Source organism: Dactylosporangium sp. NPDC050588 (genome assembly GCF_040654975.1).
Taxonomy (GTDB): Bacteria; Actinomycetota; Actinomycetes; order Mycobacteriales; family Micromonosporaceae; genus Dactylosporangium; species Dactylosporangium maewongense.
On sequence record NZ_JBFAJA010000048.1, the window covers coordinates 65,462 to 86,654 of the forward strand.

The 21,193-nt window shown below is 71.6% G+C and carries 19 protein-coding genes and 2 pseudogenes; 19 read left to right on the forward strand and 2 right to left on the reverse strand.

All coding sequences use genetic code 11. The annotated features are described in order from the left end of the window. The first annotated feature begins 6 nt into the window (after positions 1–6). From AB0I21_RS30565 to AB0I21_RS30605, 9 genes are all read left to right on the forward strand, one after another. The gene (locus AB0I21_RS30565) at positions 7–978 is read left to right on the forward strand and encodes an acyl-CoA dehydrogenase (protein WP_360566329.1); all 972 of its coding nucleotides are present in this window, start codon (positions 7–9) and stop codon (positions 976–978) included. An 85-nt stretch (positions 979–1,063) separates the two neighbouring features. Next, complete coding sequence (locus AB0I21_RS30570; protein ID WP_360566330.1) at positions 1,064–2,170, forward strand: LLM class flavin-dependent oxidoreductase; 1,107 nt, start codon at positions 1,064–1,066, stop codon at positions 2,168–2,170. After that, positions 2,167–3,165, forward strand: coding sequence for an LLM class flavin-dependent oxidoreductase (locus AB0I21_RS30575; protein WP_360566331.1), 999 nt, complete (start codon positions 2,167–2,169; stop codon positions 3,163–3,165). Before AB0I21_RS30570 ends, AB0I21_RS30575 begins: the two co-directional genes overlap by 4 nt. Next, positions 3,162–4,694, forward strand: a complete 1,533-nt coding sequence (locus AB0I21_RS30580) for a class I adenylate-forming enzyme family protein (RefSeq protein WP_360566333.1) — start codon at positions 3,162–3,164, stop codon at positions 4,692–4,694. The genes AB0I21_RS30575 and AB0I21_RS30580 overlap by 4 nt, the downstream gene beginning before the upstream one ends. Then, on the forward strand, positions 4,691–5,680 hold the full coding sequence (locus AB0I21_RS30585; RefSeq protein ID WP_344504952.1) for an LLM class flavin-dependent oxidoreductase: 990 nt from the start codon (positions 4,691–4,693) through the stop codon (positions 5,678–5,680). Before AB0I21_RS30580 ends, AB0I21_RS30585 begins: the two co-directional genes overlap by 4 nt. Before the next feature lie 10 nt (positions 5,681–5,690). Further along, positions 5,691–6,668, forward strand: a complete 978-nt coding sequence (locus AB0I21_RS30590) for an enoyl-CoA hydratase/isomerase family protein (protein ID WP_360566335.1) — start codon at positions 5,691–5,693, stop codon at positions 6,666–6,668. Next, the gene (locus AB0I21_RS30595; RefSeq protein WP_360566337.1) at positions 6,665–7,648 is read left to right on the forward strand and encodes an LLM class flavin-dependent oxidoreductase; all 984 of its coding nucleotides are present in this window, start codon (positions 6,665–6,667) and stop codon (positions 7,646–7,648) included. Before AB0I21_RS30590 ends, AB0I21_RS30595 begins: the two co-directional genes overlap by 4 nt. After that, positions 7,645–7,959 carry a hypothetical protein gene (locus AB0I21_RS30600; protein WP_360566339.1) on the forward strand — a complete coding sequence of 105 codons (315 nt, stop codon included), beginning with the start codon at positions 7,645–7,647 and terminating at the stop codon, positions 7,957–7,959. Before AB0I21_RS30595 ends, AB0I21_RS30600 begins: the two co-directional genes overlap by 4 nt. A 63-nt stretch (positions 7,960–8,022) precedes the next feature. Beyond that, positions 8,023–8,751, forward strand: coding sequence for an SDR family NAD(P)-dependent oxidoreductase (locus AB0I21_RS30605; RefSeq protein ID WP_360566341.1), 729 nt, complete (start codon positions 8,023–8,025; stop codon positions 8,749–8,751). A 329-nt stretch (positions 8,752–9,080) separates the two neighbouring features. On the opposite strand, the gene AB0I21_RS30610 is transcribed toward AB0I21_RS30605, so the two are convergent. Both AB0I21_RS30610 and AB0I21_RS30615 read right to left on the reverse strand, forming a co-directional pair. Then, positions 9,081–9,515, reverse strand: a complete 435-nt coding sequence (locus AB0I21_RS30610; protein WP_360566343.1) for a hypothetical protein — start codon at positions 9,513–9,515, stop codon at positions 9,081–9,083. Further along, positions 9,516–10,919, reverse strand: a complete 1,404-nt coding sequence (locus AB0I21_RS30615) for a lysine 2,3-aminomutase (RefSeq protein WP_360566374.1) — start codon at positions 10,917–10,919, stop codon at positions 9,516–9,518. A 144-nt stretch (positions 10,920–11,063) separates the two neighbouring features. Here AB0I21_RS30615 and AB0I21_RS30620 point away from each other — a divergent pair, with 144 nt between their 5' ends. The 10 genes and pseudogenes from AB0I21_RS30620 (at position 11,064) to AB0I21_RS30665 (ending at position 21,190) form a co-directional block, all read left to right on the forward strand. Then, on the forward strand, positions 11,064–13,547 hold the full coding sequence (locus AB0I21_RS30620) for a nitrate- and nitrite sensing domain-containing protein (RefSeq protein ID WP_360566345.1): 2,484 nt from the start codon (positions 11,064–11,066) through the stop codon (positions 13,545–13,547). After that, on the forward strand, positions 13,544–13,954 hold the full coding sequence (locus AB0I21_RS30625; protein ID WP_344504941.1) for a roadblock/LC7 domain-containing protein: 411 nt from the start codon (positions 13,544–13,546) through the stop codon (positions 13,952–13,954). Before AB0I21_RS30620 ends, AB0I21_RS30625 begins: the two co-directional genes overlap by 4 nt. A 356-nt stretch (positions 13,955–14,310) precedes the next feature. Further along, positions 14,311–14,625 carry a DUF742 domain-containing protein gene (locus tag AB0I21_RS30630; protein WP_360566376.1) on the forward strand — a complete coding sequence of 105 codons (315 nt, stop codon included), beginning with the start codon at positions 14,311–14,313 and terminating at the stop codon, positions 14,623–14,625. After that, positions 14,606–15,187 carry an ATP/GTP-binding protein gene (locus tag AB0I21_RS30635; RefSeq protein WP_344504939.1) on the forward strand — a complete coding sequence of 194 codons (582 nt, stop codon included), beginning with the start codon at positions 14,606–14,608 and terminating at the stop codon, positions 15,185–15,187. The genes AB0I21_RS30630 and AB0I21_RS30635 overlap by 20 nt, the downstream gene beginning before the upstream one ends. Before the next feature lie 62 nt (positions 15,188–15,249). Then, positions 15,250–15,915, forward strand: a pseudogene (locus tag AB0I21_RS30640) (zinc-binding alcohol dehydrogenase); the annotation flags it as partial. A 735-nt stretch (positions 15,916–16,650) separates the two neighbouring features. Then, a pseudogene (locus tag AB0I21_RS30645) lies at positions 16,651–16,935 on the forward strand (hypothetical protein); the annotation flags it as partial. Then, positions 16,932–18,488, forward strand: coding sequence for an amidohydrolase family protein (locus tag AB0I21_RS30650; protein WP_360566378.1), 1,557 nt, complete (start codon positions 16,932–16,934; stop codon positions 18,486–18,488). The pseudogene AB0I21_RS30645 and the gene AB0I21_RS30650, both read left to right, overlap by 4 nt. Positions 18,489–18,510: 22 nt before the next feature. Next, a complete protein-coding gene (locus tag AB0I21_RS30655) occupies positions 18,511–20,061 on the forward strand; it encodes a lysine 5,6-aminomutase subunit alpha (RefSeq protein WP_360566347.1) in 1,551 nt (516 codons plus the stop codon). Beyond that, positions 20,061–20,792, forward strand: coding sequence for an OAM dimerization domain-containing protein (locus AB0I21_RS30660; protein ID WP_354890735.1), 732 nt, complete (start codon positions 20,061–20,063; stop codon positions 20,790–20,792). The genes AB0I21_RS30655 and AB0I21_RS30660 overlap by 1 nt, the downstream gene beginning before the upstream one ends. An 8-nt stretch (positions 20,793–20,800) precedes the next feature. Beyond that, positions 20,801–21,190, forward strand: coding sequence for a hotdog domain-containing protein (locus AB0I21_RS30665; protein ID WP_360566349.1), 390 nt, complete (start codon positions 20,801–20,803; stop codon positions 21,188–21,190). Positions 21,191–21,193: the final 3 nt, after the last annotated feature.

A 21,193-nucleotide genomic window follows, 5' to 3' on the forward strand; every position in this document is an offset into this window, starting at 1 on the left:
CCCGGCATGCGCGCGACATTCACCCAGGAGCAACTGGAGATCGCCAAGACCGTCCGGTCCCTCGCGGAGGGGGAGGGGGTCACCGCCAGGGGCGCCCTCGAGCGCGGCTGGCAGGCCCCGGCGTGCGACGGCCCGCTGCTGCGCGACTTCGGCCTCCTCGGGGTGCCGGAGCAGGCCGGCGGCATCGGCTCGGACCTCGTCGACCTGCTCGTCGCCGTCGAGGTCCTCGGCGAGCACCTGGTGCCGAGCCGGTTCCCGGCGCACGCCGCCGCGGTGCAGCTGCTCAGCGGCGCCGGCGGCCCGCTGCCCGAGGACGTCCTCGCGGGGGAGCGGGTCCTCACGCCGGCGATGGACGGCGCGGGTCTCGTGCGGTACGCGGCCCAGGCCGACGGCCTCGCCGTGCTGTTGCCGGGCCGGGTCGGGATCGTCCCGGTCGAGGGGGTCGTCGCGCGGCAGTCCCTCGACCCGTCGGTGCCGCTGTCCGACGTCACCCTCACCGAACCGGTGAAGGTCACCCCGGCCGGCACCGGGCCGTGGCGGGCCACCCTGGTCGTCGCCGCCGAGCTGTGCGGGGTCGCGCAGGGCGCCATCGACCTCGCCGCCGAGCAGGCCCGCACCCGCGAGCAGTTCGGCCGGGTGATCGGCTCCTACCAGGGGGTCGCGTTCCAGCTCGCCGACGCCGCGACGGTCCGCAAGGCCGCCTGGGACCTCACCCTGTACGCCGCGTGGGCGGTCGACAACGGCCGGCCCGACGCGGAGATCCAGGTGCACGCCGCCAAGGCCGCGGCGGGCCGGGCCGCGGTCTTCGCCGCCGAACGCTGCATCCAGGTGCACGGCGGCATGGGCATCACCATGGAGGCCGACCCGCACCTGTTCCTGCGCCGCGGGCTCGTGCTCGACGCGGTGCTCGGCGCCGGGTCCTGGCACCGCCGTCGCGTCGGAACCCTGCGGGTGCGGGCCCGTCAGGCGCAGTCCTGACATAGGCGCTGGCCTGCGAACATCTTGCGAATGCCGGCGCGGTACCAGTAACATACCGGCTGGTCGGAATAAACGAGGAGAGATCGTGAAGTTCGGCATCATGAACCTGTTCCCGGTGAACGAAGGCACATCGGACCACCAGGTGCTGCGGGAGACGCTCGACGAGATCCAGCTGGCCGACGAGCTCGGCTTCGACTCGATCTGGCTGGCCGAGCATCACTTCTCCAAGTACGGCATCCTCGGCAGCCCGATCAACTTCGGCATGGCCGTCGCGGAGCGGACCAAGCGCATCACCATCGGCACCGCCGTCCTCGTCCTGCCGCTGCACCACCCGCTGCGCCTGGCCGAGGACATCGCCGCCCTCGACGTGCTCAGCGGTGGACGGGTGTCGATCGGTGTCGGCCGCGGCTACCAGCCGTCGGAGTTCGCCGGGTTCGGCGTGCCGCTGGAGGAGTCGAAGCAGCGCTACCAGGAGACCCTGGAGATCCTGCGGCTCGCCCTGTCGCAGGAGAACTTCTCCTACCACGGCGAGATCTTCCACTACGACAACGTCACCACCTACCCGCGGCCGTTCACCCCCGGCGGGCCGCCGATCCTGCAGGGCACCGTCTCCCCGGACAGCTTCCGCGAACGCGGCGCCGTCGGCGAGTCGATCATCACCTCGCCCAACTTCACGCCGCTGGGCATCATGCAGAAGAACTTCAGCCTGTACCAGCAGGCCATGCGCGACAATGGCTTCGACATCACCACCTACGACCTGCCGTTCATGCAGCAGGTCTGGTGCGGCGACGGCGAGGCCGGGCTGCGCCAGGCCGCGCAGGCCGCGATGCAGTACTACAAGTCGGTCGGCAAGGTCATCCCCGGCTCGGAGGAGGCGATCGAGAAGGAGCGCTCCTACTACGCGGCCGTCGCCAAGAACATCGAGCTGCTGACCCTGGAGCAGACGCTGACCCACGGCGGCAACTTCGGCTCGGCGCAGCAGGTCATCGACACCATCGAGATGCTGCGCGAGCAGCTCGGGATCAACCACTACATCGGCTGGCTGCGGATCCCGACGCTGGACCGCGCGGCCGCGCTGCGGTCCATGGAGGAGTTCGCCGGCAAGGTGATCCCGCACTTCCGCGCCCAGGCCCAGCGCCAGGCCCCGTCCCCGTCCCAGTCCCAGGACAAGGCCGCGGCGGTCGTCGGGTGAGGATCAGCTGCTTCCTCAGCGCCCAGTTCGACCCGTCGGCCTCCGCCGCCGACGGCATCGACGACGTGCTCGCCCAGGCGGCCGCGGCCGAGGCGGCCGGGTTCCACGCCGTCTACCTCGGCCACCACTACCTGGCCAAGTCCGCGTTCGTCCAGCCGGTCCCGCTCGCCGGCTACCTCGCCCGCGCCACCAGCCGGGTCCGGATCGGCTTCGGCGTCCTGCTCGCCCCGCTGCTCAACCCGATCGCGCTCGCCGAGGACCTCGCGTCGCTGGACGTGCTGTCCCGCGGCCGGCTGACCGTCGGCCTCGGCGCCGGCTACCGCAAGCGCGAGACCGCCGCCTTCGGTGTCGCGTGGGACGACCGGCTGCGCCGGCTCAGCGACTACGTCCCGCTGCTGCGGGCCCTGTGGAGCGGCGCCACCGTCGACGCGCACGGCAGCTGGGGCGAGGTCCCCGGCGTCTCGCTGGCGCTGCGGCCCGTGCAGCCCGGCGGCCCGCCGCTGTGGATCGGCGCGTTCGCCGAGGCCGCCGTGCGCCGCGCCGCCCGCCTCGACGCCCCGTGGCTGATCGGCCCGAAGGGCGACGACACGGAGCTCGCCCGGCTGCTCGGCGTCTACCGCGACGTCCTTGCCGAGCACGGCCACGGCCTGGACCGGGAGTACCCGATGAGCCGCGAGGCGTGCGTCGGCGACACCTACGCGACGGCCGTCGCCGCCGTCCGGCCGCACCTGCAGCGCCAGTACGCCGGCTACAAGTCGTGGGACGACGCCCAGGCCATCGACGTCGACCGGTACCTCGCCGAGGACTGCCTGGTCGGGTCCGCGGACGAGATCGTGGCGAAGCTGCGCCGCTGGGAGACCGAGCTCGGCATCACCGAGGTGTCGCTGCGGCACCAGTTCGTCGGCGCAGGCCAGGACGAGGCCATGGAGCAGCTCGCCCGCTTCGGCGCCGAGATCATCCCGCGGGTCACCACCCCGGCGGAGGTGACGACGTGAGCAACCTTGCCCGCATCCTGGAGCACCGCGCCGCCGACCGGCCGCGGGTGCCCGCACTGTACGGCGACGACGGCCGGTCCTGGACGTTCGAGGAGGTCGACCGGCTCGCCGGAGGCGTCGCCACGGCCCTGCGCGCCGAAGGGATCGGCGCGGGCGACCGCGTCGCCTGCTACCTCACCAACGGCCCCGAGATCGTGTTCTTCCTGTTCGGCGCCTGGAAGATCGGCGCCGTCCCGGTCACCGTCAGCAGCCTGTACAACGCCGCCGAGCTCGCCGAGTCCCTCACGAAGACCGCGCCGCGGCTGCTGGTCGTGGACGACCGGCGTCCGGACGTCATCGCGGGGCTGCTCGCCGGCGGCCCGGGCATCGAGGTCCGGTCCGCCGGCGGGACGGTCGCCGGGGTGCCCGACCTGGACTGGCGGCAGCCGGTCACCGTGCCCGCCGTGGACGTCGCCGGCGACGCCGAGGCCTGCATCCTGTCCACCGGCGGCACCACCGGCCGGCCGAAGTCGGTCAGCGTCACCCACGGCGGCACCCGCGCCTCCCTCGAACGCCTCGCCCGGGTCTCCACCGGCAGCGACGCCGAAGGCACCGCCGCCACCGACGCCAAGGCCAACCTCATCGCCCTGCCGCTGTTCCACAGCGGGGGCCAGCACTCGCTGCTCTTCGCGTTCTTCGTCGGCCGGCCCGCGGTCGTCTGGGAGCGGTTCGGCGTCGACCGGCTCGCCGAGCTGATGGACCGGTTCGCGTTCGACAACTTCTTCTTCCTGCCCACCATGGTCTTCGACATCGTGCACTCCGACCGGGACCTGCCCTTCGCAGGGGTGAAGTCCGTCCTGGTCGCCGGTCAGGCGATCTCGTGGCCGGTCCGGCGCGCCTTCGAGGAGCGCTACCACGTGCCGATCCTGGTCAACTACGGCTCGACCGAGGCCGGCCACATCGCCGGCTGGAACGGCCGGGACATGAAGGCCGGCCGGTGGAAGCCCGGCTCCGCCGGCCGGGTCTACCCCGGCGTGGAGCTGGAGATCCGCGACGGCGACGGCACGGCCCTGCCGACCGGCGCCGAGGGCGAGGTCGTCGTGCGGTCCGAGCTGACCAAGGGCTACGTCGACGACGCCGAGGCGTCCCGCGAACTGGTCCAGGACGGCTGGGTGCACACCGGCGACATGGGGTACGTCGACGCGGACGGCGTGCTGTTCCTCGTCGGACGCAAGCGCGACATGATCAAGTGCGGTGGGTTCCAGGTGTGGCCCGAGGAGATCGAGGACGAGCTGCGGGAGCACCCGCTCGTGCGTGACGTGCGGGTGCTCGGCCGGCCCGACGACCGGCTCGGCGAGATCCCGGTGGCCCTCGTCGTGCGCGCCGCCGACGACACGGTCGCCGACGACGAGCTCGCCGACCGGATCGTCGCGTTCGCCCGGGACCGGCTCGCGCACTTCAAGACACCGCGGCGGATCGAGTTCGTGCCCGAACTGGAACGCAGCAGCACCGGCAAGATCAGCCGGGCCGCCGGAGAGGGACACCGATGAAGTTCGGGATCATGGCGTCGCACCAGTACCCGCACGGCGACGACCTCGGCAAGCACCTCAGCGACCTGTTCGGCACCGTCGAACTGGCCGCCGAGCTCGGCTACGACTCGGTCTGGACGATCAACCACTTCCAGTCCAACCTCAACACCCCGCAGCCGATCTCGATGACGGCGAGCCTCATCCCGCGCTCCGGGAACATGCTCATCGGCACCGGCATCCTGCTGCTGCCGATGTTCCACCCCGTGCACATCGCCGAGGAGTTCGCCACCCTCGACCACCTGTCCGGCGGCCGGGTGATCCTCGGCGTCGGCGCCGGCTACCGCGAGAACGAGTTCGCCGCGTTCGGCATCGACCCCGAGACCCGCTTCCGCCGCCTCGACGAGAGCCTGCGGCTCATCCGGGCGCTGTGGGGCGGCGAACCGGTCACCACCGACGGCGAGTTCTACCCGCAGAAGGACGCGACCATCGGCATCCGGCCGCTGACCCCGGGCGGGCCGCCGATCTGGATCGGCGCCGGCGGCAAGAAGGCGGTCCGGCGGGCCGCCCGGCTCGGCGACGCCTGGTACGCGCCCGGCAACTCACCGAGCCGCCGGTTCCTGCCCGAGCACCTCGCCGTCTACAACGACGCCCTCACCGAGTACGGCCGCGACACGTCCCGGATCTCCCGGCCCGTCGGCGTCGAGCTGTACTGCGCACCGACCACCGAACGGGCCGTCGAGGAGGCGCTGCCGCACGCCCGGGTCGAGTACTCCACCTACGCGGAATACCCGGCGCTGCGCTGGCAGCGCGACCGCTTCGACGAGCTGGTCCGCAACACCCTGCTGCTCGGCTCGCCCGAGTTCCTCATCGAACGCATCAGCGCGCTGCGCGACCTGGGCTTCGACCATCTCATCTTCCGGCCCGGCTGGCTCGGCATGCCCACCGAGCAGGTCCGTGCCTCCCTGCGCCTGTTCGCCTCCGAAGTGTTCCCCGCCTTCCGTCAGTAAGGAATCCGCCGTGAAGAAGACCGAAGCCGAGCTGCTGGAAAACCAGTGGGACGTCGAGAACATGGAGGTCGACCCGGAGGTCCTCGCCAAGTACGTCCGCTACGACGTCGACGAGGCGCGATCCGTCGCCACCATCACCTTCGACCGCCCGGACCGGCTCAACGCGATCCCGGTCGCCGCGTTCGAACGGGTCGGCGACCTGGTCCGGGAGGCCGAGGCCGACGACCGGGTCAAGGTGATCGTGTTCAAGGGCGAGGGTGAGCACTTCGGCACCGGCGCCGACGCGGCCGAGCTCGGCCACTACATCGGCTACAAGTCCGGCACCGACAAGGCCTCGCGGCGCCGCCCGGCGCAGCGGCAGCGGATCCTGCCGGACCGCAACGTGCTCAGCTCCGGCTTCACCCGGCCCATCATCGAGTCGCTGAAGGCCACCATCTGCCAGGTCCAGGGGTACTGCTACGGCGGCCACTTCCAGATCGCGCTGTCCGCCGACATCGTCATCGCCGCCCCCAACGCCCGCTTCACCCACCCGGCGTTCCGCTACCTCGGCCCGGCCCCGCAGGACATGTACCACTGGATCGAGAAGGTCGGCCTGACCACGATGAAGGACGTCATGCTCACCATGCGCGCCATCGGCGCCGAGGAGGGCGAGCGCAAGGGCCTCGTCACGAAGGTCGTGCCGCTGGAAGACCTGCAGCGCTGGACCGACGACTACGCCGACGCGATCGCCGTCATGCCCCTCGATTCGCTGATGATGGGCAAGTCGATGATGCAGGTCGTCATGGAGGCCCGCGGCAAGGGTCTCGGCGCGATGACCGGCTGGGTCGGGCACGGCTGGGCCACCAACGTCAGCTTCGACGACGGCGACTGGAACTTCCTCAAGGAGCGCCGCGAGAAGGGCATCCGGCAGGCCCTCGAAGACCGGGACCGGATGGTCGCGCCGTACTTCCGGCTCAGCGAATCCCGTTCGCAAGAGGAACCCGCGTGAAGTTCGGCATCCTGCTCGACCACCAGTACGAGCCCGGCGACGACCTGCACCGGCGGACCGGCGAGATCGTCGAGTACGTCCAGCACGTCCGCGACCTCGGCTACGACTCGGTCTTCGGCATCCACCACTACCTGTCGTCGCTGTCGACGCCGCAGCCGCTGCCGCTGCTGTCCCGGCTCATCGACCACTCCGGCACGATGGAGCTCGGCACCGGCATCCTCATCCTGCCGCTCGGGCACCCCGTGCACTGGGCCGAGGAGATCGCCACCATCGACCAGATGTCCGGCGGCCGGTTCGTCCTCGGCATCGGCTCCGGCTACCGCGACGACGAGTTCGCCTCGTTCGGCATCGAACGCCGCACCCGGGTGTCCCGGATGAACGAGGCGCTCGACGTGATGCGGCAGCTGTGGACCGGTTCGCCGGTGCACCACAAAGGACAGCACTTCTCGTTGGACGGCGTGCGGTGCAGCGTGCTGCCGGTGCAGCGGCCGCACCCGCCGGTGTGGGTCGGCGCCAACGGGCCGATCGGCATCGCCCGGATCGCGCGGCAAGGGCTGCCGTGGCTCGCGCCGTCCAACGTGCGGCGCAACTGGGCCGTCGGCAACCTGGCCGACTACCGCGCCGCCCGCCTCGAGGCGGGGTTCACCGAGGACGGCGCGGTCTTCCCCATCCACCGGGACCTGTGCGTCGCCGACTCGTTCGACGACGCCTACGCCATCGCCGGCGACGCCGTCCAGCGCTCCTACGGCGAATACGTGCAGTACGGCATGGACTACTTCGAGACCCAGTGGGAAGGCATCAAGCAGAAGGCCCTGTTCTTCGGCTCGCCCGACGACATCGCCGCGAAGGTCCGGGACTTCGCCGACGCCGGCTTCAACCACTTCGTGTTCCGGGCCCAGTGGCTCGGGCTGCCGATCGCCCGCTCGATCGAGATCGTCGAACGCTTCGCCCGCGAGGTCATGCCGAGGTTCCGCCCATGAAGATCGGTCACGTCATCGTCCCCGCCGACGCGCTCGACGCGCAGCTGGCGTTCTACACCGCGCTCGGGCTGACGACCCGGTTCCGCGACGGCGACCGGTACGCCGCGGTCACCGACGGCACGGTCACCATCGGGCTCGCCGACGCGTCGCAGCAGCCGGTGCCCGGCCGGACGGTGCTGAGCATCCAGGTCGACGACCTCGCCGCGCTGGGCTACTCCGGCGACGACGTGATGACCGGGCCGCACGAGCGGCGCGTGCTGGTCACGGACCCGGGCGGCAACCCGGTCGTGCTGTACGAGAAGCTGCCATGATCCGGTACGTGGCCCGCGCGGGCCTGCGTATCACCGACATCTGACCTCACGACAGGAGCCCGGGTGGATCTCACCAACACCGCCGCCATCGTCACCGGTGCCGCGTCCGGCCTCGGCGCGGCCACCGCCGCCGCGCTGACCGCGGCGGGCGCGACCGTGCACGGCTTCGACCTGGCCGACTTCGACGGCATCCAGGTCGACGTGACGGACCCTGACGCGGTCCGGGAGGCGGTCGCGGTCGCCGCGGGCGGCCCCGATCCGCTGCGGGTCGTCGTCAACTGCGCCGGGATCGCCCCCTCGGCCCGGATCCTCGGCCGCGGCGGGGTGCACGACCTCGCGATGTACGCCAAGGTGGTGCAGGTCAACCTGATCGGCACGTTCAACGTCATGGCCCTGGCGGCGGAGCGGATCGCGGCGACCGAGCCGGACGCGCACGGCCAGCGGGGTGTCATCGTGAACACGGCGTCGGTCGCCGCGTACGAGGGGCAGATCGGGCAGGCGGCGTACTCCTCCTCGAAGGGCGGCATCGTCGGTCTCACCCTGCCGGCCGCCCGTGACCTCGCCCAGCACGGCATCCGGGTCATGACGATCGCGCCGGGGATCATGCTCACCCCGATGCTGGAGACCGTGTCGGAGGAGTACCGGGCCGGTCTCGCCGCCGGTGTGCCCTTCCCGGCCCGGCTCGGCACCCCGGCCGAGTACGCGGCGCTGGCCCTGTCGATCGTCGCCAACGACTACCTCAACGGTGAGGTCATCCGCCTGGACGGCGCCCTGCGGATGGCGCCCCGCTGACTGGTCGCCGCGGCGCTGGGATCGCGCCGCGGCGACCTGGCCGGGTCGGGTGCGGTGCGACCGCCGCACCCTTCACGGCCGGCGATCGTGGTCCGGTCGGGTTGCGTGCCTGGCCGGACCACCGTCGTGTCCGCGGTGTCGACAGGCGCGGGCGGTCCGCGCTGCAACGGCTGGTGCCCAGGTAGGCCTGATCCGACCTGGCAGGTTTCGGAGCGTCCTGCGACCAGCGAGAACCCATTCCTAGCGTCCTAGGATGCCTTAGGCGACGTGGCTACCGCCACGCCAGTAAAAGACATGCCGCTACGCGGCAGACTTCCGTTTTTCCTTGCTCAGGGACCGCTGCTCGGCGCCGTCTGGGTGCCGGAGCGTTGCGTGAGCGGGGACTGGCAGGCGACGACCGCTTCGAGGTGCCAGCCGAGGGGCTCGTGGGAGCGGAACGTGAGCACGGCGACGGTGTGGGCCTTGGCGTCGAACGCGATGTCGATGCGGTCGGGCTGTTCGTACACCGTGTGGAGGCCGGCGAGGAGGGCCTTGGAGCGGACGGTGGCCCAGGCGGTCGCGAGCTGTTCGGGGGTGCGGGTTTCGCGGCTGGTGGGGGCGGCGGTCGCGTAGGCGGCGGCGACGTGGGTGCCGGATGCGCACTGGAGGCGGTTCGCGGGGTCGGGGCCGGTGTCGCCGGAGCCGCCGTCGATCGAGTTGATGTACAGGATGACGGCGGCCGCGGCGAGGCTCACTCCGAGCAGGCGCAGGAGGTTACGGCGCACTCACCCAGCGTAGGCGACGAGGGGGAGTTGTGCTTCGGCTCGCCATTTGGCGATGCCGGAGGCGGGGAGGGTGTCGATGGGGTCGTAGTACGGGTAGGTGCGGTCGAGGTCCATGGAGGAGTCCTCGATGCTGGTGCGGTAGTTCTTGGTCCAGTAGGTGATGCCGCGTTCGCGGTCGTAGTCGGTGACCATGTGGACCCAGCGTTTGCCGACGAAGGGGACGTCGCAGACGATGCGGGGGGTGGCGTAGCCGGGGAGGTAGCCCATGATGTCGTGCTGGAGTTGTTGTGCCTGCCAGACGGCGACGCGCCAGTGTTCGGCGTTGGGGATCATGTCGCACATGTAGAAGTAGTAGGGCAGGATGCCGGCTTCGCCTTGGAGGGCGAAGCAGAGGTCGAGCAGGTCGGCGGCGGTGGCGTTGACGCCGCGCATGAGGACGCCCTGGTTGCGGACGTCGCGGACGCCGACCTCGAGGGCGGTGTGGGCGGCGCGGGCGACGAGTGGGGTGAGGGATTGGGCGTGGTTGACGTGGGTGTGGATGGCGAGGTTGACGCCGCGGCGGGCGGCGGTGCGGGCGACGCGTTCGAGGCCTTCGACGACGGTGGGTTGCAGCCAGTGCTGGGGGAGGCCGGCGAGGGCTTTGGTGGCGAGGCGGATGTCGCGGATGGTGTCGATGTTGAGCAGTCGCATGAGGAAGGTTTCGAGCCGGGGCCAGGGGACGTTGGCGACGTCGCCGCCGGAGACGACGACGTCGCGGACGCCGGGTTGCCCCTTGAGGTAGTTGATCATCGCGTCGTAGCGGTCGACGGGTTTGAGGGTGAGTTTGAGTTTCGCGACCGTGGGGGTGTTGTTGCCGACGAGGTCCATGCGGGTGCAGTGGCCGCAGTACTGGGGGCAGGTGGACAGCAGTTCGGCGAGGACTTTGGTGGGGTAGCGGTGGGTGAGGCCTTCGGCGACCCACATGTCGTGTTCGTGGAGTGAGTCGCGGGTGGCGTGGGGGTGGGAGGGGAAGTCGGTGAGCCGGTCGGAGGCGACGGGGAGCATGTAGCGGCGGACGGGGTCTGCGCGCAGGGTTTTGTCGGTGATCTCGCCGGTGGGGACCATGGTGTTGATCATGTGGGGTGGGACGAGCATCGACATGGTGGCCTGGGTGGCCTGGTCGAGGGCGAGGTCGTCGTAGAAGTCGGCGGTGATGAGGTCGCCGTAGACGGTGCGGAGCTGGTTGATGTTCTTGACGCAGTGGGCCCGCTGCCATTGGGCGGATTCCCATTCGTCGCGGGTGACGTCTCGCCAGCCGGGGAGGCGTCGCCAGTCCGGCTCGACGAGCTCGTGGCGTTGATACGCGTACGGCTGCACGACACACCTCCAGAAATCCTGCGCTAGAACTGTCACAGTAGCGAAAATTCTCCGGCTCTTCGAGTCTGGGCGGGAGGATCTTCTGTCTGTCATCCGGCTGGTCGGAAAACGGGACCCGCGGACATGACGGTCGGTCACGTCGCGACCCGCTTACGGTGGCGGTCCGCAACCGAACCGCACCCGAGGTCCTTGATGATTAACCGTTGGTCCATCCGCGCGAAGATCACGGCGATGCTGGCGATCCCGATCGTCATGCTCGTCGCGATCTGGTTGTTCGCGGTGAGTTTCACCCTGCAGCCGGCACTCGACCTGCGGAACTCGAAGCTGGTCGGTGACAAGGTCACGGAGCCGGCCGAGGCGATGGTCGAGGAGCTGCAGGTCGAGCGGCAGCTGACGACGGTGTTCATCGCCGGCGGCCGTAAGAACGGCACGGCGCTGCGGGAGCAGCGGGCGAAGACGGACGTGGAGGTCGCGGAGTTCCGTGACCTGAGCTCCGACAAGGACTTCCTGGCGGTGGCGAGCGAGGAGGCGAAGGAGGCGATCGCGACGTCGGTGAAGGCCGTGGACGGTCTTGCGGCGTTGCGGCAGCTCGCGGACACCTCGGGGCAGTCGAGTCAGGTGCGGCAGGCGTACTCGCAGATCATCACCGGCACGTACGGCATCGCGGAGTCGGTGACGAACCACCAGGACTCCGAGGTGACGGAGGAGGCGACGGGTGTGTTCGTGCTCGGTCTGTCCCGTGACCTGTTCTCGCAGGAGGACGCGCTGGTCACGGAGGCGGCGGTGAGCGGCGCGTACACGGCGCAGGCGCACACGGAGCTGGTGGCGTTGATCGGTCAGAAGCGGCTGATCCTGCCGTACGGTGTGACGCTGCTGCCGGCGGCGACGCAGGAGCGGTTCGGTGCGATCTCCGGTGGTCAGGCGATGTCGAAGCTGACCCAGCTGGAGAACCAGCTGCTGGGGTCGGCGCCGGGGTCGGCGGAGTCGGCGGGGATCGACCTGCAGGTGTGGCGGTCGGCGTTCGACCCGGTGAACGTGGAGCTGAAGAACTTCCGGGCGCAGGTGCAGCGGCACAACGTGCAGGCGGCGCAGGACGCGGCCGACGCGATCTTCTGGCGGCTGGGTGTCGCCGGTGTGCTGGGTCTGCTGGCGGTGGTGTTGTCGTTGCTGTTGTCGGTGCGGATCGGCCGGTCCCTTGCCAGGCGTCTGGACGGGCTGCGGGTCGCGGCGCTGGAGCTGGCGGACGAGCGGCTGCCGTCGGTGGTGTCGCGGCTGCGGCGGGGTGTGCAGGTGGACGTGGCGGTGGAGGCGCCGCCGCTGCGGCTGGGCACGGACGAGATCGGTCAGGTGGGTGAGGCGTTCAACTCGGTGCAGCGCACGGCGGTCGCGTCGGCGGTCGAGGAGTCGTCGGTGCGTCAGGGGATGAATGAGGTGTTCCTGAACATCGCCCGTAGGTCGCAGACGTTGCTGCATCGGCAGTTGTCGCTGCTGGACGGGATGGAGCGGCGGACGTCGGAGCCGGATGACCTGGCGGACCTGTTCCGGGTCGATCATCTGGCGACGCGGATGCGGCGGCACGCGGAGGACCTGGTGATCCTGGCGGGTGCGGCGCCCGGCCGGGGTTGGCGGAACCCGGTGTCGGTGATCGACGTGGTGCGTGGCGCGGTGTCGGAGGTCGAGGATTACGCGCGGGTGCAGGTGCAGCAGATCGGTGAGGGTGCGGTCGTCGGCCGGGCGGTCGGTGACGTGATCCACCTGCTGGCTGAGCTGATCGAGAACGCGACGGCGTACTCGCCGCCGCACACGCGGGTGAACGTGACGGGTCAGCTGGTTCCGAACGGTTTCGTGATCGAGATCGAGGATCGTGGGCTGGGGATGTCGGTGGAGGCGATCGCGGAGGCGAACCGGCGTCTGGTGGAGCCGCCGGAGTTCGATCCGGCGAACAGTGCCCGGCTGGGGTTGTTCGTGGTGGCGCAGCTGGCGGTGCGGCACGGGGTGCGGGTGGTGCTGCGGTCCTCGCCGTTCGGTGGGGTGACGGCGGTGGCGTTGCTGCCGACGGACCTCGTGGTGGCGCAGCCGTCGAAGGTGCCGTCGCCGTTGCCGCCGGGTGCGCCGGCGGACCTGTCGAACACGCATGAGATGCAGGTGGTGGCGCGGGAGCCGTTCTCGTGGTTGCCGCACGAGGGTGCCGGTGAGGGTGGGGAGCACACGCAGGTGCTGCCGGCGTCGTCGATCGGGCAGCGGCCTGCCCTGTCGGTGGTGCAGTCGGCGGCGCGGGACGATGCGGCGGCGGCGGGTGGTGTACCGGATGGGCGGCGGTCCGGTCCGGGGCCGTTGCCGCGGCAGCGGCCGGCGGGCCGGGACGGTGGTGCGGGTGCTTCGGGTCCGCGGGCGGCGGCCGCGGGTGAGGCGTCCGACGGGCCGCGGCCGGTGGGTCCGCGGGGGTTGCCGAAGCGGGTGCGGCAGCAGAGCCTGGCGCCGCAGTTGCAGCAGGACTCGACGGCGGTGGCTGACGTCGAGGACGTGGAGGTGCCGGAGGCGGGCCGGTCGCCGGAGCAGTTGCGGCGGATGATGTCGTCGTTCCAGGCGGGGACGGCGCGGGGCCGGCATGCGAGTGCCGGTGACGGTGACAGCGATGACCAGAGCAGCACGGGCCGTGACGGGGTGGCGGGATGACGGCGGCGCAGGGAAGCAACATCGGCTTGAACTGGTTGCTTGACGACCTGGTGGATCGGGTGCCGTCGGTGCAGCGGTCGGTGGTGCTGTCGGTGGACGGGTTGATGATGGGCGCGTCGAAGGGGCTGTCGCAGGAGGATGCGGAGCATCTGTCGGCGGTCGCGGCGGGGTTCCAGAGTCTGGCGCGGGGTGCGGGGCGGCATTTCGGTGGTGGCCCGGTCCGGCAGACGATCATCGAGATGGAGTCGGCGTTCCTGTTCGTGACGGCGGCTGGTCGTGGTGCGTGTCTGGCGGTGCTCGCTGAGGCGGACGCGGACATCGGTCTGATCGCGTATGAGATGGCGATGCTGGTGCAGCGGGTGGGGCAGAACCTGTCGACGTCGGTGCGTCCGGCGGCCGGCGGATGACGACGCCGCCGGGCCGGCATGCGGCCGGTCAGCCGGACCGCGGTGATCCCGGTCGTGACCCGGGCCGTGACCCGGGTCGGGAGCTGAGCCGGGAGCTGGGTCTCGAGGTGGGCCGGGAGGTGCCGGGGCGGGCCGAGCAGCAGTGGGTCGAGCAGCAGTGGGCGGAGCAGCAGCGCGCCGACCAGTACCGGGCGACCTGGTCCGCGCAGGGTGCGCCGGACGGGCAGTTCGAGCACGGCGGCGGGTCGGGGGAGCACGCGTGGCCGGAGCAGCGGCGCGGTGACCTGTCGGCGGAGCCGTGGACGGATCACACGTGGGTGGACCGGGACGCGGGTCCGGTGGTCCGTCCGTACGCGATGACCGGTGGGCGGGTGACGCCGGTGTCGGGGTCGTTCGACGTGGTCGCGATGGTCGTGGCGAACCGGGCCGCGCTCGCCGACGTCGGGTACGGGCTGCAGCCGGAGCACCGGGCGATCCTCGCGTACGCGCGGGACCCCCTCGCGGTGGCGGAGCTGGCGTCGCACCTGGACCTGGCGTTGGGTGTGGTGCGGGTGCTGCTGGGTGACCTGCTGGGGCAGGGGCTGATCGAGATGTACCACCCTCCGGTGGCGGGCGAGCTGCCGAGCGAGAGCATCCTCAAGGCGGTGATCAATGGACTACGGGCGCTCTAGCCGGCCGGTTCCGACGGCGATCAAGATTCTGGTCGCGGGTGGGTTCGGGGCGGGGAAGACGACTCTCGTGGGTGCGGTGAGCGAGATCCGGCCGTTGCAGACGGAGGAGTCGCTGACGGCGGCCGGGGTCGGCACCGATGACCTGACCGGGGTGGAACGCAAGTCGACGACGACGGTCGCGATGGACTTCGGGCGGATCACGATCGGGCAGGACGTGGTGCTGTACCTGTTCGGGACGCCGGGTCAGGACCGATTCTGGTTCCTGTGGGACGAGCTGGCGTTGGGTGCGTTGGGTGCGGTGGTGCTCGCGGACACGCGCCGGTTGGCGGACTGCTTCCCGTCGATCGACTACTTCGAGCGGCGGGGGACGCCGTTCGTGGTGGCGGTGAACTGTTTCGACGACGCGTCGTCGTACACGGAGGCGGAGGTGCGGGAGGCGCTGGATCTGGACGGGCATGTGCCGTTGCTGTTGTGTGACGCGCGGGACCGGGAGTCGAGCAAGGCGGTCCTGATCGGTCTGGTGGAGCATGTCCTGACTCTGTCCACCGCCCGTTCACGGTAGTTCTTCCCGCACTGCGGCTGGTGCGCCGGAAAATCTTCGGCTAACTTGTGGCAGTGCGGGAAATGACTTCGCCTATCGGGTTGCACCGGGTCCTGGCGCCGGCCGGGGTGCTGCCGCAGGCCGCCGACCGTCTCGACCCGGACCCGGTCATCGGCGCCGACGAGGTCCGCATCCGCGTCGAACGCCTCAACCTCGACGCCGCCTCGTTTCACCAGCTGCGCTCCGAGCACGGCGGTGACGGCGGCAAGGTCCGCGCCGCGGTCCTGGACATCGTCCGCAGCCGCGGCAAGATGCACAACCCGGTCACCGGCTCCGGCGGCATGCTCATCGGCACCGTCGACGCCGCCGGCCCCGCGTCGCCGCTCGGGCTGCGACCGGGTGACCGGGTCGCGACGCTCGTGTCGCTGACCCTGACCCCGCTGCACATCGCCGACGACCTCACCCGGTGGGACGGCCTGTCGGAGCAGGTCCCCTGCGACGGCCACGCCATCCTGTTCGCCCGTTCCATCGCCGCCGTCCTGCCCGACGACCTGGACCCGCAGCTGTCCCTCGCCGTCCTCGACGTGTGCGGCGCCCCCGCCCTCGTCGCCCGCGTCGTCACCCAGGCCCTGCACGCCCGCACCGGATCCCCCGCTGCGTCCCCCGCTGCGTCCCCCGGCGCGCGGCCGTTGACGGTCGCGGTCCTCGGCGCCGCCGGCAAGAGCGGCTCCCTGTCCCTCGCCGCCGCCCACGACGCAGCCCGCACCTTCACCCACAACCTCACCGCCGCCCCGGCGAACACGACCCGGCACGCGGGCGGAGCCGACCCCACCGGCCTGCCCGACGCCACGAGCGCGGCGGGCACCACCGGCCCCGCGGACGCCATCGCCGTCCCCAGGAGCGCGGCGACCACCACACGCCTGCCTGCACCCGCGGGCACGACCGGCCCAGGGGACGCCGCCCCGGCCAACGCGGGCGTGGCCGCCCCCGAATCCCCCGCCGACCCGGTGGGCATCATCGGCACGACGGCCGTCGCCGCAACCCCCGGCGCTGTCGACGTCGTGGCGAGCGGAACCGGCGCACACTCCCCGGCGGAAGGCGGCGGCGGGTCGTACACCGGCGGCGGCGGACAACCGGCAGCGCTGGTGCGGACCGTCGGGGTGGTCCGGGACGCCGCGGAACGGGACCGGCTCGCCGGCACCGGACTCGCCGACGCCATCGTCATCGCCGACGCCCGCGACGCCGTCGGACTCGCCGCTGCCCTCGACGGCGCCTTCAACGGGACCAACGCCACCACGACCAACGCCGCCGGCGCCGGCGCAGCCAGCCGCACCCGTGCAGACAGCCGCGCAGACGCCACCGCAGCCGGGCTCGCCGCCGCCGGTGACGGCACCGCCGCGGCCGCCGGGACGGGCACCAGCGCAGACAGCCGCGCCGACGCCACCGCCGCGGCCGCCGCCGGGACGGGCGCCGGCGGTGGCGCTGCGGACGTCACCGTCGTGTGTGTCGACGTCCCCGGGTGTGAGCACGCCGCGGTCCTCGCCACCTCGGCCGGCGGCACCGTCGTGTTCTTCTCCATGGCGACGTCGTTCCCCGCGGCGGCGCTCGGCGCGGAAGGCCTCGCCGCGGACGTGACGATGCTCATCGGCAACGGTTACGTCCCGGGACATGCCGACTACGCACTGCGGCTGCTGCGATCCGACAGCGGTGTCCGGAACCTGTTCCAGGCGCGGTTGCGGGCCGAAGCGCCGCCCGGGTTGGCAGACTGAGCCGCATGCGAACCCTCTTCCGTGGCGGCCGCGTCCACACCCCCGCCGACCCGTCCGCGACCGCGTTGCTCGTCGACGGTGCCACGATCGCCTGGCTCGGCCCCGACGCGGACGCGCCGACCCGGGCGGCGGGTGGCGTGGACCGGGTCGTGGACCTCGACGGTGCGCTCGTCACCCCGGCGTTCGTCGACGCGCACGTGCACACCACCGCGACCGGGCTCACGCTGCGCGGCCTGAACCTCGCCGGGACCAGGTCCCGGCAGCAGGTCCTCGACGCGGTCGCCGCGCACGCCGCGACCCTCCCCGCCGACGCGATCGTGATCGGGCACGGGTGGGACGAGTCAGGGTGGGCGGACCAGACGACGCCGTCGGCGGCGGAGCTCGACCGGGCCGGCGGGGGCCGTGCCGTCTACCTGTCCAGGACGTGTGTGCACGCTGCCCTCGTCTCGTCGAAGCTGCTCACCGACGCCGTGAAGGTAACAGCGGGGTATGACAGTTCCGGGTGGCTGCGCCGCGACGCCCACCACCTCGTGCGGGAGGTCGCGTACGGGTCGGTGAGCCGGGCGCAGATCGTGGACGCGCAGCGGGCGGCGCTCACGCACGCGGCGTCGCTGGGGATCGCGTCGGTGCACGAGTGCGGCGGGCCCGGGACGTCCGGTGAGGACGACTTCGTCGCCGCGATGTCGCACGGGTTGTGGCTGCCGGAGGTGTACGGGCTGTGGGGTGAGCCGAACGCGGCGGCGAAGGCGAAGGAGCTGGGTGCGGTCGGCGCCGCCGGTGACCTGTACGCCGACGGTGCGCTCGGCGCCCGCACGGCGCATCTGAGCAGCGCGTACCTGGACGGGCGGGACGAGCACGGGCAGCGGGTGGACGAGCACGGGCACGGGTACCTGACGGCGGGGCAGGTGACGGAGCACGTCGTGGACTGTGTGCGGCACGGGATGCAGGGCGGGTTCCACGCGATCGGCGACCAGGCGATCGTGACGGTCCTGGACGGGTTCGCGGGTGCGGCGAAGCAGGTCGGGGTGGAGCGGATCCGGGCCGGCCGGCACCGGATCGAGCACGTGGAGCTGCTGGACAAGCAGGCGATCGCGCGGCTGGTGGACTTCGGGATCGTGGCGAGTGTCCAGCCGGCGTTCGACCGGTTGTGGGGTGGGGAACGCGGCATGTATGCGCAGCGGCTCGGGAAGGCGCGGTCGCTGGCGTCGAACCCGATCGGTGCGCTCGCCGGGGTGGGGGTGCTGCTGGCGTTCGGGTCGGACTCGCCGGTGACGGAGCTGGACCCGTGGGGGTCGTGCCGGGCGGCGATGCGGCACCACAACCCGGTGCAGCGGATCGGGGCGAAGGCGGCGTTCGCGGCGCACACCCGCGGCGGGTGGCGGGCTGTCGGCATCGACGACGAAGGGGTCCTGAACCCGGGCTGGTCGGCGACGTTCGCGGTGTGGGACACGGCCGACGACATCAGTGAGGTGCTGCACACCGACAGCAACCCGCAGGCGCGGGTGACGGTGCTGCGGGGCCGGCCGATCCACTCCCGGCAGGAGCCACGATGAGCAGGAAGGTGGGCGCGCAGCGATGAGCGGCGGGAAACTGAAGCTCGACCAGCGGACCGTGAAGACGGCGCGCCGGTTGGCGGCGGCCGCGGGCCGGCCGGTCGTGGACCTGGCGCGCAGCCACACGACCGTGTCCGTGGAACGGGCGACGCTCAGGTTGGCGGGGATCACCGGCGCGGACCCGGACGGGATCCCGTGGGTGAACCGGCTCGTCGACGTCGTCCGGGACCAGGTCGGGCTCGGCGGTGGGGTGACGGGGCCGGTGTTCCAGGCGCTGACCGACGACGGGCACCAGGACCTGACGCTGCTCGCGCAGAAGGCCGCCGCCGGCAGTGTCACGTTCCGCGCGGGGCCCGCCGGAACGGTGGCGAAACGGGCCGCGGTGAAAGCGGTGAAGGCCGGGCTGGCGCGGATCGACCGGCGGCGCGCGGAACGGGAACGGCTCATCCGGCGGCACGGGGACCCGAAGCAGCGGCCGTGGATCTACCTGATCGTCGCGACCGGCGACATCTACGAGGACATCCCGCAGGCGCAGGCGGCGGCGCGGGCCGGCGCGGACGTCATCGCCGTCATCCGGTCCACCGGGCAGTCGCTGCTGGACTACGTGCCGGAGGGCGCGACCCGGGAAGGGTTCGCCGGGACGTACGCGACGCAGGAGAACTTCAAGCTGATGCGGGCCGCGCTCGACGAGACGTCGAAGCAGGTCGGCAGGTACGTGCGGCTGACGAACTACGCGTCCGGGCTGTGCATGCCGGAGATCGCGGCGCTCGCCGGCCTGGAGCGGCTCGACATGATGCTGAACGACTCCATGTACGGGATCCTGTTCCGGGACATCAACCCGATCCGGACGTTCGTCGACCAGCGGTTCTCCCGGCAGATCCACGCCCGGGCCGGGATCGTCATCAACACCGGTGAGGACAACTACCTGACGACGGCGGACGCGGTCGACGCCGCGCACACGGTGACGGTGTCGCAGCTGCTGAACGAGTACTTCGCGCACGAGGCGGGGCTTGAGGACTGGCAGCTGGGGCTCGGGCACGCGTTCGAGATCAACCCGGAGGTGCCGGAGTCGTTCCGGTTGGAGCTCGCGCACGCGCTGCTGGCGCGGGAGCTGTTCCCGGACGCGCCGCTGAAGTGGATGCCGCCGACGAAACACATGACCGGGGACGTGTTCCGCGGGAACCTTTTGGACGGGTTCTTCAACCTCGCCGGTGCGCTCACCGGGCAGGGGATCCTTCTCGTCGGGATGATGACGGAGGCGGTGGTGACGCCGTGGCTGTCGGACCGGGACATCGCGTTGCAGAACGTGCGGTACGTGCTGAACGCCGCCGGGAACCTGCACGAGGACTTCACGCCGGGCGCGTTCATCCGTGGCCGTGCGCACACGGTCCTCGGTGAGGCGGTGACGTTGCTGCGGCAGATCGGGGACCAGGGGCTCCTGGACGCGATCGGTGCCGGCACGTTCGGGATCATGCGGCGGCCCGCCGACCGTGGGAAGGGTCTCGACGGGGTCGCGGCGCGGGAGGCCGGGTACTGGAACCCGGCGATCGACCTGCTGGACGGGGGTGTGTGATGAGTGCGGTGATCCGCCCGTACGGCGACACGACCGGCGACGGGATGGTGCAGGTCAGTTTCACGCTGCCGCTGATCGCGGACAAGCGCGGCGAGGGCGCGGCGTTGCAGCTGGCGGGGAAGATGGGGATCGACCCGGCGATGGTCGTGCACGCGAAGCAGATCGGTGACGGGCACACGTTCTTCGTCGTGTACGGGCGGGTCAACCACCTCGTCGAACCCGGGAAGGTCGTCGTCGCCGAACGGGACTATCCGCTGCTGTCGGCGAAGGAGGTCAACGCCGGGATCCGGGCGAAGCTGCGCCGGAAACTCGTCGTCGTCGGTGCGTGCATCGGCACGGACGCGCACACCGTCGGGATCGACGCCATCCTCAACGTGAAAGGGATCGCCGGTGAGAAGGGCCTCGAGTACTACCGGGAGTGCCGGGTGGTGAACCTCGGCGCGCAGGTCGCCGTGCCCGCGCTGGTCGAGCAGGCGCGGGCGGAGAAGGCCGACGCGGTCCTCGTCAGTCAGGTCGTCACGCAACGCGACGCGCACCTGCACAACACGCGGGAGATGTCGGCGGCGTTCCGTGAGGCGTTCCCGGCGGCGCGGCGGCCGCTGCTGGTCGTCGGTGGGCCCAGGTTCGACGAGCTGCAGACCGCGGACCTCGGCGTCGACCGGATCTTCGGGCGGGGCACGACCCCGCGGGAGGTCGCGTCGTATCTCGTCCACGCGGTCGGTGCCCGGTGACTGGCCCGGTGACTGGCGCGGCGGTCGGGGTGACGGTGCAGCACCGCCGGTATGTGCCGTACTCGCACGCGCACTACGCGGGGAACCTCGTCGACGGCGCGTACAGCCTCGCGTTGTTCGGTGACGTCGCCACCGAGCTGTGCATCCGCACCGACGGCGACGAAGGGTTGTTCGCCGGGTACAGCACGGTCGCGTTCCACGCGCCGGTCCGCGCCGGTGACGTCCTGGAGGTGACGGCGACGGTCGTCAGGGTCGGGACCCGGTCCCGGACCGTCGAGTTCACGTGTCACGTCGTCTGCCGCGGTACCCCGGAAGCCGGCGCGTCGGCAGCCGCCGTGCTCGACCCGCCGCTGCTCGCGGTGTCGGCGACCGGCACCGTGGTCGTCCCCGGCAGCTGAAGA